The organism is Glutamicibacter sp. (genome assembly GCF_050701915.1).
GTDB lineage: Bacteria > Actinomycetota > Actinomycetes > Actinomycetales > Micrococcaceae > Glutamicibacter.
Genome location: NZ_JBOGEG010000014.1, coordinates 1 through 12,260, shown reverse-complemented (window position 1 = coordinate 12,260; position 12,260 = coordinate 1). Strand labels below are relative to the sequence as shown.

The following is a 12,260-nucleotide window of genomic DNA, read 5'->3' as shown; positions in this document are numbered from 1 at the left end:
TGGCGAGTTCCAACTAATGGGGAAATATTCGAGTTCGCCTGATTAGCAGTCGTCTGTCTCCGGCTGATCGCCAGTGGTATCTGCGGGTAGAGCCCGGTGGCGTTCGGCTCGCTTCAATCCTGCAATTCGACCGCTCGCGGCACCGGCCAGTGAAGAACCGAGATTCTTCGCTTTGGATACGCCAGCTGATGCCCCGGACAGGCTGCCTTTCACCAAGTTGCTATCGCGCACGGAACCCGCCACTTTTTGTGCCTTGTCGAGGGCAGATGCACCTGCTGAGGACAGTGTCGTAGACAAACCGTGTTCAGGCTCAGCCGCGTCCAAATCATGCAGCGCAGCCATGTACTCCGCCGCGTCAACCAGCGGTGGCGGAAGTTCGCGTAGATGCTGCTTGAGCCTATTGGACTGCACCTTGAGCGTGACGAAAGTCAGCCCTCCGGAGACCACCCCGCCAACGACGGGAACAATCTTGCTGACACTCTTGGCGAAGCTCTGCTTGGTGACATTGACGCCTATCAACTTCAGCGTTTGTTTCATCGGACCGTACCATGCTGTTTTGGTAAGAGCCTGTTTCGCGAGATTCTTCTGGATAGCCGGTCCGGCTACCTGGGAAGCGAACCGGCCGACCGTGGTAGAAGCACCGCTGACTCCCATCATCACGCCGAGGAAACCAGCGAGTTTGCCCAGGGTCTCATCGTCGATGTGTTCCACGTCGTCCAGGAAGGATTGCCAGCCGTAGGTGTAGGCGATCTTCTGCATGACCCTGAATGCATGGATGTAGAACTGGGTGATGTCCGCTGGGATCGTACCGAACATGAAGAACCCGCCAGGCAATCCACTGGCAAATGACAAGGCAGTGGACTTGCGGGTTTCGAAATCAATGGAATTGGAAGCAATATCGTCAAGGATCGCTGGCCCGATGCCGGCTGCGGATGGGTTGGTCGAGACTGCTTGTTCGATCTGCTCGCGGCTCAAGCCCCTTTTGTGTAGCTCTGCAGTGAGAAAGTGCTCGCGATCGATTTTCACACCCCTGAGCCGGATAACTTTCTTGAGGAAAACGGTAGCGAATTGCTCGGCATCCACATTTTGATCCTTGAGCATGCTAGCAAGGGTCTCGTCTGCTTCTGGACCAGACTGCGTAGCATTTGGATCCGCAGTGCCTAGTTCGGCCTCCTGCTGGCTGGCAAGATCAGGCTTCTCATTCGTGTTCTTATGCAATTTATTTCCCCCAAATGTATGTGCTGGAAACCAGCGGCGCGAAGTGTAGGCGAGTCGCTCACAGCTTATCCAATACGCGCCAGAAATCGGGATCCGAGAGGAACCATGAAGCGGCGAGACCACCTGCGAATTGCCGATCAGCGAACTTGCAGTTGTTTGCCACCGCAGATGGCGGCCAGCACTGAAGGGCGATTTTGCTGCACCACAGTCCAAGAAAGCGGCAAAAGAGAGATAGACGATTCATTCGAAAATGAATCGTCTATCTCTCAATCTGCGGATGCGTTGGTGTAGTGCAACGAGCTAGCGCAAATACGAGCCGGAGACCCAACCGTTCTTTCCCGCGTACTTCACCGGGTACCAGCCGGACTTCTTCGAGCCGCGGATAGTCACCGTCTTTCCTTTGGGAATAGTGAGGATGACACGCTTGCCCGTTCCCGCACCACTGCGCATGTTCAGGTTCGCGATGGTCTTCTTTGAGGAGGGCTTTGAGGTCTTGGGCTTAGTGGTCTTCGGCGCAGTCCCGGAGGAGGAGAAGCTGCTCAGGTAGGTGCCTGAGACCCAGCCATTCTTTCCTGCATACTTCACCGGGTACCAGCCGGACTTCTTGGCGCCGCGAATGGCGACCTTCTTGCCATTCGGAATAGTCAGCACGACGCGGTGGCTGGTGCCTACCCCGGCACGCATGTTCAAGTTCGCGGTGGTCTTCGCAGACTTGGCGTTGCTGGTGCTCTTCTGAGGTGCGCTCTTCTTTGCATCCTTCTTCGGTGCAGCCGGCATCGAGATGTTCTTCAAGTACTTGCCTGAAACCCAACCGGTTTTCGAGCTGTAGCGAACCTGGTACCAGCCGGACTTCTTGGATCCTGTCAGCTGAACGCTCTTGCCATTCGGGATGGTCAGCAACACGCGATTGCCGGTGCCTGCCCCGGTGCGCATATTCAGATTCGCAGTGGTCCGGGCAGTGCCCTTGGACTGCTTAGGAGTGCTCTTGGCCTTCTTGCCCGAGACCCCGTAGTAGGCTTCGAGGCTCTTGGCGCCGGAATTCTTGACGCTCTTGGCCAACGAGGTACCCAGGTAGCGGAAGTGCCATGGCTCGTAGGAATAGCCAGTGACGGATTCCTGGCCCTTCTGGTAGCGCATGATGAAGCCGTACTTGTGCGCGTTCTTGCCGACCCACTTGCCCACAGGAGTGTTGGCGAAGCAGGCCTGCAATCCGCAAGCGCCGTTGGCGTTTCCAACGTCAATGGCCAAGCCAGTCTGGTGCTCGCTGGTGCCAGGTACCGCGGAGATGCGCGAAGCGTAGCTCTTGCCATAGATGCGGGTGTAGTAGTTGAACAGCTCAGCCTGGCGGTTGTACGAACGGTAACCGCTAACAGCGCGGATCTTGACACCGTCCTTCGCTGCTGCCTTGGCCATCTTGCTGTAGGCCTTGGCCGCCGAGGACTTCAGCCGGACGTTGGTGCCCTTGACCGCTACCGTCTTCGGCGCGTACTTTACGGGGCTCAGCGGGTACTTCTTGTTGACGAAGACGTCGTTCTTGCCCGGATTGCGCTGGATTTTCCTAGCGGCAATCTGCAGTCCGCTATCGACTGCGAGTGCCTGTGCCTGGACCGTTGCAGTCGCTGGAACAGGAGCTGTGGCTAGAGCCGGGGTTGCCGGAAGCACGGTTGCAAACAGTGCGGCCGACAGGATGGCAGCCATTGAAGTCTTGAACGCCCGAGGCAGTTTCATGGAACTCTCCGATAGAGGTGACAAGCGATGCGACCATCATTCCATCATCTATCCATGACTCGTTCAAGACGTTACTGCAAACGTTAGAGAAGGAATGGGCTAATTGGGCCCATTTTTTGAAGCAGCTAGTGGGGCAGATCCTCGCTTGGCAGCAGGCGCCTGCAAGCAGCGGCAACTGGCGGCCCGGAAATGAAGAAACGCCCTCCCGCCTGAGGAAGCGAGAAGTTTCCCGGAGCAATGGCCACGGAATATTGGCAACTGGGTATTCCGGTTGGACAGGTCGTGCCAGAAGGAACGCGGCCTTGGGAAGTGCTGGCCGAACCATGCTTGCAAGAAAACGCAATCGCCTGTTCAGCAGCAAGGGAAATGCCCTGCGCAGGGAGTCCAGTTGGTGGAAGAACGCGAGGGTTCAATTTTTCTAGCTCGGCGAGATTTGGTAGGTTTGCGTGCATGCGTATCCGTCCAGAAGTCTTCGATGACCGAGCTGCGGTGTATGCAATAACGCATGCTGCGTTCTCCGGCATCGATCCGATGGTTGAGCCTGAGGAAGTCGGACTGCTGCAGCGTCTATTCGATTGCGACCAGTACGATAACCGCTTCTCAATCGTTGCCCTGGACGACGCAACGGTCATAGGGCACGTCATCGCTACATGGGGCGAAGTCAACGGGGAACCCCTGCTGGGACTTGGCCCGCTAGCTGTTGCTCCGGAATACCAGCACCGAGGTGTCGGGTCGATCCTGATGCAAGAAATTCACGACAAGGCCGAGCAAGAAAGCATCAGCGGTATTGTCCTGCTGGGCGCCCCTGGCTATTACCGCCGCTTCGGCTACGAAACTGCGCAAGCTCGCGGTATCCGGCCTACGCGCACTTCGTGGGGCGAGCACTTCATGGTGCGCGTGTTCGACGATAGCTGCCTGCCGCGCGGCACCTACCGTTATGCCAAGCCGTTTGGTGTTTAAGCACTAATTTTCGCTGGGAATTTTCCCATATCTATTGTCACTAGTGGTCTTCGGGCGTAGACCTGTCTTATGGAACCACATGAAGAGCTTCGCGAACTGTCTTTCTCCGTTTCGGGAATCATTTCCAAATCGATCAGGCAGGTATATGAAGCTGTGGCTGATCCAGAACAGCTTTCGCATTACTTCACCACCGGGGGAGCTGAAGGGCACCTGGAAAATGGTGCAACCGTGACCTGGGACTTCCATGATTTCCCCGGCCCTTTCCCTGTCAAGATCTTGGAAGTAGAAGAGCCAAAGCGCATTGTCTTCCAATGGGGCGGTCAGCAATCCACCGCTGCAGACGGCATGAATACCGTGACATTCGAATTTGCTTCCTTGGAAGACAGCACCCGAACCAAGGTGACCATCAGCGAGGCTAGCTGGGTGGGGACCTCCGAAGGGGCCAAGGCCGCCTTTGGGAATTGCGAGGGCTGGACCGGAATGCTGGCCGCAATGAAGGCTTGGCTGGAATACGGGATCAATCTTCGCGAGGGGTTCTACAAATAACCTGGATCGGCAGCTAGCGGCGGCGCTGGTAGTAGACGTGCGTGGCGAGAGTCGTTTCGCGACGTGAAACGCGGTCCATATGCGTTTCTATATCTTCAATGGTGATGGGCTCACCCTGTCCAAGGCGGATGGGCGCGATATGCAGCCTTAGTTCGTCAATGAGGCCTGATCGCAAGAACTGCACAATCGTGTTTGCCCCGCCAGCGATGGCCACTGGATGCTCTCCCGCCGCTTCCTGGGCCTCGGCGAGGGCTTCCTCGATCCCATCGGGGATGAATTGGAAGCTGGTCCCGCCTTCCAGGCAGAGCATCGGCTTTGGGTGATGGCTGAGCACGAAGACCGGGGCATGGTACGGAGGGTTTTCTCCCCACCACCCGATCCAGTCGGCGTCTTCCTCTCCGGCCGGAGGGCCGAACATCTTGCTGCCCATGATGAAAGCCGATGCCTGGGTAATCGCGGAAATTTCCGCCTGGTTCTCTTCGAGGCGCTCAAGCTGCCAGCGGTGCAGGGCTTCGGCTCCCTCGCCCAGTGGATTCTGCATGCTCTGATTGGGTCCAGCGCAGAATCCGTCCAGGGAGACGGTGACATCGCAAACTACCGAGCCCATGGCAAATGCCTCGATTCAAACTACATACCGGTGGGAGAGTGGCTACTCCTACAATGAACCTGCCCGGAGGCAGAATCAAGCCCATTCCCGGGAAAATGCAGCGGGATGCCTAGTTCTCCGCATCTTTTGGCACGCCGGCAATATTCCACAGCGAAGAGTGGTATTTCCTGATCAATGCGGCTTCCAGGAGCAAGGCCGCCTTGCGATGTATGCAGGTCACCCACCGTCCTTCAAGGTTCAAGCGGTCAATGGCCAGGCGTGCCACTTGCTGGATCGACCGGGATTCACCGCGTTCCGCTTCAACTGCCAGGTCCCGTAGCCACTGCGGATCTGCTAGTCCTTCGTCAAAAGCGTACTTGCCCATGCCGGAGGTTGCGCCCTTGCCGCTGGAATAGATCTTCAGTCTTCCGCGAAGGCCCTTGCCGCTGCGTTCGCCAGCCTGGCCCACGTAGATTGGCTCATTCTCCCCGGCACCAGCACGCCGGAACATGTAGACGCCCGGAGCCACTGGCGCCGATTCGGCCGTGGCTTCAAAGGATTCCCACGGTGACCAATCCAGGGAATCGATGACCTGGTCATCTATGGGCGTGAGGGCAATTTCCAGTCCCGGCGCGCCGGCGAACTGAATCTGGGTCTGCAATGAGGCAGAGACATGCCAATTGCCACCTGGCTGAGGCGGCTTCTGGATGGCGCCCTTGGGACGATGCTGGCGCAGGTAGCTGCGCAACTCCTTGGTTTCTACCCCAAGGGTGCTGGCAGCTTCTTCCAAGCTGAATAGCTTTTCGTCCTTCAAAAGTGTTCTGCCTTCTGTGCGCCGTGATTGAACAGTTGATGCTGACTCAATTTAATCCCATGGAATGCCCGAGAGCCCGGAAGGAGCTGCCCTAGGGCATGTCCTTCCAGGCTGGGCGCAAACGCTACTGCACCGCTTCACGCAGTTTGGTGCTCAAGCGTTCCAATTCATGGAATTCTTCTTCGGTCAGTGCGGTGCCCAGCAAATTGTGCAGATGCTTGACGTGCTCCCTGCCGATTTCCTGCTGGAGCTTGCGGCCTGCCTCGGTCAGCGAGAGCTGCATGGCACGGTGGTCATCCGGGTCGGCTTCACGAACTACCAGTCCCTGGTCTTCCAAGCGGGTGACCATGCGGCTGAGGCTGGGCTGCGAAATCAGCAATTGCTTGTTCAGGTCTACCATCCGGCTCTTGCCGCCGGGGCAGGTGCGCAAGTTGAACAGCACGTCGTACTCGCGCATGGACAGCTTGCCGAACTCCGGCATTGCCGTGATCTGGCGCATGACCGCCACCTGTGCCCGGAAAAGCGCTTCCCAGGCATCGGTGGTGACCTTCAATGAGGCTGCTGGATTACTGGTCCCGGTCACTTGCTACAGGCTCCTTGGTGTTTGCTTGCTCAGCTTCTAGTTTAGCGTTGCGAGCAGCAACCAATCCCGCATGGGTAGGCGCCGGGGTGAGGTCCTTCGGTGCACGGGAATCCATTTCCTTGCGCAGTTCAGGCAGCACGTACTCGCCGAACATGTCCAGCTGGTTCAGCACGGTCTTCAGCGGAAGGCCGGCATGGTCGATGAGGAACAGCTGGCGCTGGTAGCTGCCGAAGTACTCTTGGAAGGACAGCGTCTTCTCCAGCACCTGCTGCGGCGAGCCAACGGTTAGCGGTGTCTGGGAGGTGAAGTCTTCCAGCGACGGGCCATGGCCGTAGACCGGGGCGTTATCGAAGTACGGGCGGAATTCCTTGACTGCCTGCTGGGAATCCTTGGCCATGTAGAACTGGCCGCCAAGGCCAACTACTGCCTGGTCTGCGCGCCCGTGCCCATAGTGCTCGTAGCGTTCGCGGTACAGGTTGATCAGCTGCTGGTAGTGCTCCTTTGGCCAGAAGATGTTGTTGGCGAAGAAGCCGTCACCGTAGTAGGCGGCGATTTCCGCTACCTGCGGGGTGCGGATCGAACCGTGCCAGACGAACGGTGCCACGTCATCGAGCGGGCGCGGGGTCGAGGTGAAGTTCTGCAGCGGGGTGCGGAATTTGCCTTCCCAGTTCACCACGTCCTCATCCCACAGGCGGCGCAGCAGGTGGTAGTTCTCCACGGTCAGGTTGACCGAGTCCTGCATGTTCTTGCCGAACCATGGGTAGACCGGGCCGGTGTTGCCGCGGCCCAGGACCAGGTCCACGCGGCCATCTGCCAGGTGCTGGAGCATGGCGAAGTCCTCGGCGATCTTCACCGGGTCATTGGTGGTGATCAGCGTGGTCGTGGTGGAAAGGATGATGCGCTCGGTCTGGGCGGCAATGTAGGCCAACGTGGTGGTAGGGGAAGAAGAGAAGAACGGGCGGTTGTGGTGCTCGCCGATGGCGTAGACATCCATGCCGATTTCTTCGACCTTCTTGGCGATCGCTACCGATGCGTCGATGCGCTCTTTTTCGGTCGGGATGCGGCCGGTGGTTGGGTCGCGGGTGATGTCGCTGACTGAGAATACTCCGAATTGCATGTCCACTCCTGAATTGTCGAGATCCGCTGTGCGCTTACCTCTAATTTATATGCGTATGCATGTAATAACAAGTTGATGCGTCAAATATTCCCGGAGGTGGAGCGTGCTGCCTGTCACCTGCCGCCAATACTGTTCTCCACTTGGTGCGCATGCTGAAGATAGATTTGTTTCACTAGTCAATTTGTAAAGCGCGTCTGTTGGTAGGCTCATTCAGAGACTCGGGAATGGGGAACGTCATGAGTAATTTAGGTGGTTATCAAATGATAGTTACGTTCGTCAAAGGAGTTGGAGGGCCCAAGAAGGCGGGGATGATGGCAATTGGTGCGGCCACTGCTCTTTATGCTGCCGGTGTTGCGAGCGGTCCCGCGGTGAAAGATCGCATCGATATTCTGAAAGAAAAGTTCAAATCAAGATCGATGCGCAACGAAGGGCAAGTTAGAACTTTCGTGGTGCGCACTGGGGCCTGTGATGATAATGGTTTGAAGTTTGAAGTAGATGATCAGTTTTTAGTTTTGGAATGCGATGATGACTCGGTCCTGATTGAGCTGCTCGGCAGTAACAGTAACCCTCACATTGTGTCTGGATTATTCCTGGCAAATATTTCAGCTTATCCAGCAGTGGACTTAGGTTCAGAAGCGTAATTGGTTGATAAGGGGTCACCGGCGTGAATTCGAGGTTAGTGTTCCGGGCTATATTTCGTCGATAATTGTCAGTGGCTGTGCTGAAGACGATTACCTAGACCGCAACAATCCCTGCGCGATAGGCGATCAGGGCGGCATCCACGCGGTTGCGCGCACCGAGCTTGAGCAGGATTGCGGTCATATGCCCCTTGACCGTCGCCTCGGTGAGCAGCAGCCGGGCGGCGATCTCCGCATTGGTCAGGCTCGCACCCACCAGCGCCAGGACTTCGCGTTCGCGTACGGTCAAGGCCTGGACCAGGGACCGGGCGCGGGCCAGCGAGGCGGTATCGATCCCGCGCACCTTGTCGATCACCCGCCGGGCAATGCGCGGGGAGAGCGCCGCGGCGCCCTCGGCCACCGCATGGATGGCGCCGAGCAGTTCCTCGGGCCCCGAGCTCTTGAGCATGAATCCGCAGGCTCCGTTGGACATGGCCCGGTCGATGTATTCCTCCTCGCCGAAGGTGGTCAGGACCAGCACCTTGGCCTCCGGGGCCCGGCCCAGGATCGCTTCCATGGCGCCCAGTCCATCGAGCTGCGGCATGCGGATATCCATGAGGATCACCGATGGGTCCAGGCGCGCGGCCAGTTCGATGGCGCGCACCCCGTTCTCCGCTTCGCCGATAATCGAGATGCCCGGGTCGCTGGACAGGATCGCGCGCAGCCCGGCGCGGATCAGTGCATCGTCATCCACCAGCAGCACGCTGACGGGTGTATCCATGCTCATCTGCAGTTCCTTTGGCTAGGCGGCGGGGTAGAGGTGGTCGGTGGAAACCAGCACGTCATCGGTGAAGCACAGGCGGAACATCTCGCTGCCCAGATCCAGCAGGCCGGTCCGCGCCGCATAGTAGCGGCACTGCGCATCCCTAGGTGGCGCCGGCTCGTCGATCACGGGAAGCGGCTCATCCAGGCCCGGGGCGCGGACCAGCGTAGCAACCTCGCTTGAGTCCATGCCCACCAAGAGCTTCTGGTAGTCCGACGGATGCAGCGCGGTGGCCTGGTAGGTGGCATGCTGCAACAGCAGCAGGGACGCGGCAATCACCGTGACGGCGAGGACCGGCAGTAGCACCAGCATCGAGGTGCTCGTGCGCTTCACCTGCGAGCGCACCCCGGCAGGCGCCGGCTGCGGGGATGTTTGGGCAATGGAAGCGCGCAGTTCGAAACGCTCCTTGGTGCGGTGCACCTCCAGCGTCCCTCCGGCGGCTTCGAGGGTGCCGCGCAGCGACGCAATCCCGGTGGCCCCGGGCCGGCTGGGAGGCAGGGGCCCATGCAGCGGATTGGAAATCCTCAGCACCGCATGCTCCGAGTGCGTATCGAGCTCGAGGTCCACCTCGGCGTGCGGCGCGTACTTTGCCGCATTGGTTAACGCCTCCTGGGCTACCTGGTGCAGCACCGCGGCCCACCGGATGGATCCGGGGGCCTGGGGCGAGGGGCCATGCCGGGTGAAATTGATCTTCATGCCCTTGGCTCGGGCCTGCTCGACCAGCTGCTCCAGCGATGACCCTGCCGGACCCAGCGGCGCTTGTTCGCCGTCCTCGTGCAGCACCCCGATGATCTGGTGCAGATGCTCTATGGACTCATCGGCCTGCTCGCGGATCCGCGCCGCCTGCGCGTAGGCTTCCGTGCCCTTTTCCAGGGATACCTGCAGCCCGCCGGTGGACAGCGCCAGCAACGCCAGATCGTGGCCCAGCTGATCATGCATGGCTTCGGCAATCCGCGCCCGTTCGCGCAGCTCGGCTTGCACCACCAGATGCTGGCGCTCCTGGCTGCGGAACAGCACCGCATTGCGCCGCGCCCGGCCGGCCCACCAGGGCAGCAGCGCAAAAAGCACCAGGCCGGTGAGGATATTCAGCGCGAACGTCAGCAGGCTCAGGTGGGAGGACAGCGCCAGCGTCACCCCGGAGGCCAGCGTCCCTGCCCCGAGGGCCAGCAATCCGTGGGCCAGCGAGGAAACATGCCGTCCAGCCAGGTAGCTGAAGGCCGCGGCCAGGGGAGCGAGCACAACCCAGGCCCCGTTCGTGGAGATGGGGACCAGATAGGCGCAGAGGGCCAGCAACAGCAACAGGACCGGCTGCTTCCACGAGGTAGTCATGGACAACATGCTACGCAGATTCGCCGCAGCCAGACACCGACCAAGGTAGGGGTTCGGGGCCGCGAGTTTGCAGACTTCCGGCCGGTGCGCGGCGGCCTGGGCGAATCCTAGGGTGGAGAACAGAACCAAAGGAGCACACCATGATCGCACTTCAAGCACTGAGCAAGGACTTCGGCGCCACCCGCGCAGTCAATGCGCTTACCGCAACCATAGAGCCCGGGCAGGTGACCGGATTCCTCGGACCCAACGGGGCCGGCAAATCGACCACCATGCGCATGATCCTCGGACTGGACGCGCCAAGCAGCGGGCAGGCACTGGTCAATTCGGTTCCCTACGCGCAGCTGCGCTACCCGCTGCATGTTGTAGGAGCGCACATTTCCGGCACGGCGGGGCATCCGGGGCACACCCCGCGCACCTTCCTCAAGGCCCTGGCGCAAAGCAACCGGATCCCGGCATCCCGGGTAGATGAGGTGCTGGCGGAAGTCGGGCTGCAGTCCGTGGCCGCCAAGCGCATCGGCGGGTTCTCCCTGGGCATGCGCCAGCGCCTGGGCATCGCCGCGGCGTTGCTGGGCGACCCGGAAATCCTGGTCCTGGACGAGCCGATGAACGGATTGGACGCCGAGGGCATCGGCTGGATCCGGCAGCTGATGCGCACCCGGGCAGATTGCGGCGGGACCGTCTTCGTCTCCAGCCACCTGATGAGCGAGGTGCAGCAGGTGGCGGACCAGCTGATCCTGGTAGGCCGCGGGGAGCTGATCGCCCAAGCGCCCACCGGGGAGCTGATCAGGCAATTCACTCAGCAGGTCATCACGGTGCGCTCGCCGCAGCTCGCCGCGCTCGCCGGACTCCTGCGGCAACCGGGCATCGAGCTGAACGCCGCCGGGGACCGGCTGGAGGTCCTCGGCATGCCGCTGGAAAACATCGGTGCGCTGGCCTTCGCCCATGGCATCGAGCTGCATGAACTGAGCGTTGCCCACGGATCGCTGGAAAACGCCTACAACCAATTGACGCATGACACGGTGGAATACTCCGCCGAATTAGCAGGGGGAGCGGGAAGCAAATGAGCACGCTGCAGATCAATGAATCCGCATCCGGATACCTGGGCGCAGAGCTGGTGGGGGCTGCCCGCGCCGAAGCCACTAAATTCTTCGGGCTGCGTTCGCTGCTCTGGCTCTATGCCTCGGGAATCGCGCTGACCATCGCCTTCGGGTGGCTGCTTGGCGCCAGCGCGAAAGCCAGCGGGGACAATGGCTTCGACACGACGATGCCCGCCCCGCTGATGGTCTTCGCTACCCTGCAATTCGGCCAGCTGTTCTTCGCCGCCGCAGCCGCCCTGCACATCACCAACGAGTACTCCAGCGGGACCATCACCACCTCCTTGCAAGCGGTACCACGCCGCGGGCTGCTGCTGGCAGCGAAGTCGCTGCTGCTGTCCGGGCTCAGTTTTGCTGCCGGGGTGGCCATGATCTCCTTGGGCACCATCCCCGCGGCGCTCAGTGCGGGGCAGTACGGGGCCTTCGCCTTCTCCGACCTGATTTCGGCCTGCCTGGGCGCCGGAACCTACCTGGCGCTGCTGAGCCTGATGGTGCTCGGGCTCGGGCTGCTGTGCCGGAACTCGGCCGGGGCGATTGTCTCGGCGATCATGCTGGTGATCGGGCTGCCGCAGATCCTGCAGCTGATTCCCTTCCAGTGGGTGCAGACGCTGGCCCAGTACCTGCCAACCAACGCGGCGACAATCATGGCCACCGGCGCCACCGAACCCTATGGGCCGCAGGCGGCGCTGCTGGTGCTGGTTAGCTGGGCCATGGCCCTGCTCGGAGCCGGATATGTTGCGCTGAAACGGCGCGACGCCTAGACGCGGCCGGTGAAAGGTGACCTGCCAGCGCAGCCGCGCAGGCAGCGCGAAGCGGGGTATCCGGCGTTATGCCGGATACCCCGC

At 60.3% G+C, this 12,260-nt stretch carries 13 protein-coding genes; 5 read left to right on the top strand and 8 right to left on the bottom strand.

Annotated features, from left to right (window positions below; genetic code table 11):
* Nucleotides 1-42 precede the first annotated feature (42 nt).
* Both ACRDT3_RS10035 and ACRDT3_RS10030 read right to left on the bottom strand, forming a co-directional pair.
* Complete coding sequence (locus ACRDT3_RS10035; protein WP_431492849.1) at nucleotides 43-1,218, bottom strand: hypothetical protein; 1,176 nt, start codon at nucleotides 1,216-1,218, stop codon at nucleotides 43-45.
* 300 nt (nucleotides 1,219-1,518) lie between these two features.
* Nucleotides 1,519-2,946, bottom strand: coding sequence for a D-alanyl-D-alanine carboxypeptidase family protein (locus ACRDT3_RS10030; RefSeq protein ID WP_431492848.1), 1,428 nt, complete (start codon nucleotides 2,944-2,946; stop codon nucleotides 1,519-1,521).
* Nucleotides 2,947-3,396: 450 nt separating this feature from the next.
* Between ACRDT3_RS10030 and ACRDT3_RS10025 the strand changes: the two genes are divergently transcribed.
* Nucleotides 3,397-3,906 (top strand): GNAT family N-acetyltransferase, encoded by a 510-nt coding sequence (locus ACRDT3_RS10025; RefSeq protein WP_431492847.1) that lies wholly within the window; start codon nucleotides 3,397-3,399, stop codon nucleotides 3,904-3,906.
* 69 nt (nucleotides 3,907-3,975) lie between these two features.
* Nucleotides 3,976-4,452 carry an SRPBCC domain-containing protein gene (locus ACRDT3_RS10020; RefSeq protein WP_431492846.1) on the top strand — a complete coding sequence of 159 codons (477 nt, stop codon included), beginning with the start codon at nucleotides 3,976-3,978 and terminating at the stop codon, nucleotides 4,450-4,452.
* Nucleotides 4,453-4,465: 13 nt separating this feature from the next.
* On the opposite strand, the gene ACRDT3_RS10015 is transcribed toward ACRDT3_RS10020, so the two are convergent.
* The 4 genes from ACRDT3_RS10015 to ACRDT3_RS10000 all read right to left on the bottom strand — a co-directional run bounded on the left by ACRDT3_RS10015 (nucleotide 4,466) and on the right by ACRDT3_RS10000 (nucleotide 7,552).
* A complete protein-coding gene (locus tag ACRDT3_RS10015) occupies nucleotides 4,466-5,059 on the bottom strand; it encodes a dihydrofolate reductase family protein (RefSeq protein ID WP_431492845.1) in 594 nt (197 codons plus the stop codon).
* Between the two features lie 109 nt (nucleotides 5,060-5,168).
* Nucleotides 5,169-5,852, bottom strand: a complete 684-nt coding sequence (locus tag ACRDT3_RS10010) for a hypothetical protein (RefSeq protein WP_431492844.1) — start codon at nucleotides 5,850-5,852, stop codon at nucleotides 5,169-5,171.
* A gap of 124 nt (nucleotides 5,853-5,976) precedes the next feature.
* Nucleotides 5,977-6,435, bottom strand: coding sequence for a MarR family winged helix-turn-helix transcriptional regulator (locus tag ACRDT3_RS10005; protein ID WP_431492843.1), 459 nt, complete (start codon nucleotides 6,433-6,435; stop codon nucleotides 5,977-5,979).
* A complete protein-coding gene (locus ACRDT3_RS10000) occupies nucleotides 6,419-7,552 on the bottom strand; it encodes an LLM class flavin-dependent oxidoreductase (RefSeq protein WP_431492842.1) in 1,134 nt (377 codons plus the stop codon). Before ACRDT3_RS10000 ends, ACRDT3_RS10005 begins: the two co-directional genes overlap by 17 nt.
* A 236-nt stretch (nucleotides 7,553-7,788) precedes the next feature.
* Between ACRDT3_RS10000 and ACRDT3_RS09995 the strand changes: the two genes are divergently transcribed.
* Entirely contained in the window at nucleotides 7,789-8,193 is a 405-nt protein-coding gene (locus ACRDT3_RS09995) for a hypothetical protein (RefSeq protein ID WP_431492841.1), read from the top strand.
* Nucleotides 8,194-8,287: 94 nt separating this feature from the next.
* On the opposite strand, the gene ACRDT3_RS09990 is transcribed toward ACRDT3_RS09995, so the two are convergent.
* Entirely contained in the window at nucleotides 8,288-8,956 is a 669-nt protein-coding gene (locus ACRDT3_RS09990) for a response regulator (protein ID WP_431492840.1), read from the bottom strand.
* A gap of 15 nt (nucleotides 8,957-8,971) precedes the next feature.
* A complete protein-coding gene (locus tag ACRDT3_RS09985; protein WP_431492839.1) occupies nucleotides 8,972-10,321 on the bottom strand; it encodes a sensor histidine kinase in 1,350 nt (449 codons plus the stop codon).
* Nucleotides 10,322-10,461: 140 nt separating this feature from the next.
* Here ACRDT3_RS09985 and ACRDT3_RS09980 point away from each other — a divergent pair, with 140 nt between their 5' ends.
* Together ACRDT3_RS09980 and ACRDT3_RS09975 are read left to right on the top strand one after the other, a co-directional pair.
* Nucleotides 10,462-11,385: an ATP-binding cassette domain-containing protein gene (locus ACRDT3_RS09980; protein WP_431492838.1), complete on the top strand. Its 924-nt coding sequence runs from the start codon at nucleotides 10,462-10,464 to the stop codon at nucleotides 11,383-11,385.
* Nucleotides 11,382-12,176, top strand: a complete 795-nt coding sequence (locus tag ACRDT3_RS09975; protein WP_431492837.1) for a hypothetical protein — start codon at nucleotides 11,382-11,384, stop codon at nucleotides 12,174-12,176. The genes ACRDT3_RS09980 and ACRDT3_RS09975 overlap by 4 nt, the downstream gene beginning before the upstream one ends.
* Nucleotides 12,177-12,260: the final 84 nt, after the last annotated feature.

Excerpts from the sequence above, each read along its gene's own strand:
- ACRDT3_RS10000 (WP_431492842.1), bottom strand. The coding sequence starts at position 7,552 with ATGCAATTCGGAGTATTCTCAGTCAGCGACATCACCCGCGACCCAACC.
- ACRDT3_RS09995 (WP_431492841.1), top strand. The coding sequence starts at position 7,789 with ATGAGTAATTTAGGTGGTTATCAAATGATAGTTACGTTCGTCAAAGGA.
- ACRDT3_RS10025 (WP_431492847.1), top strand. The coding sequence starts at position 3,397 with ATGCGTATCCGTCCAGAAGTCTTCGATGACCGAGCTGCGGTGTATGCA.
- ACRDT3_RS09980 (WP_431492838.1), top strand. The coding sequence starts at position 10,462 with ATGATCGCACTTCAAGCACTGAGCAAGGACTTCGGCGCCACCCGCGCA.
- ACRDT3_RS09975 (WP_431492837.1), top strand. The coding sequence starts at position 11,382 with ATGAGCACGCTGCAGATCAATGAATCCGCATCCGGATACCTGGGCGCA.
- ACRDT3_RS09990 (WP_431492840.1), bottom strand. The coding sequence starts at position 8,956 with ATGAGCATGGATACACCCGTCAGCGTGCTGCTGGTGGATGACGATGCA.
- ACRDT3_RS09985 (WP_431492839.1), bottom strand. The coding sequence starts at position 10,321 with ATGACTACCTCGTGGAAGCAGCCGGTCCTGTTGCTGTTGCTGGCCCTC.
- ACRDT3_RS10020 (WP_431492846.1), top strand. The coding sequence starts at position 3,976 with ATGGAACCACATGAAGAGCTTCGCGAACTGTCTTTCTCCGTTTCGGGA.
- ACRDT3_RS10030 (WP_431492848.1), bottom strand. The coding sequence starts at position 2,946 with ATGAAACTGCCTCGGGCGTTCAAGACTTCAATGGCTGCCATCCTGTCG.
- ACRDT3_RS10015 (WP_431492845.1), bottom strand. The coding sequence starts at position 5,059 with ATGGGCTCGGTAGTTTGCGATGTCACCGTCTCCCTGGACGGATTCTGC.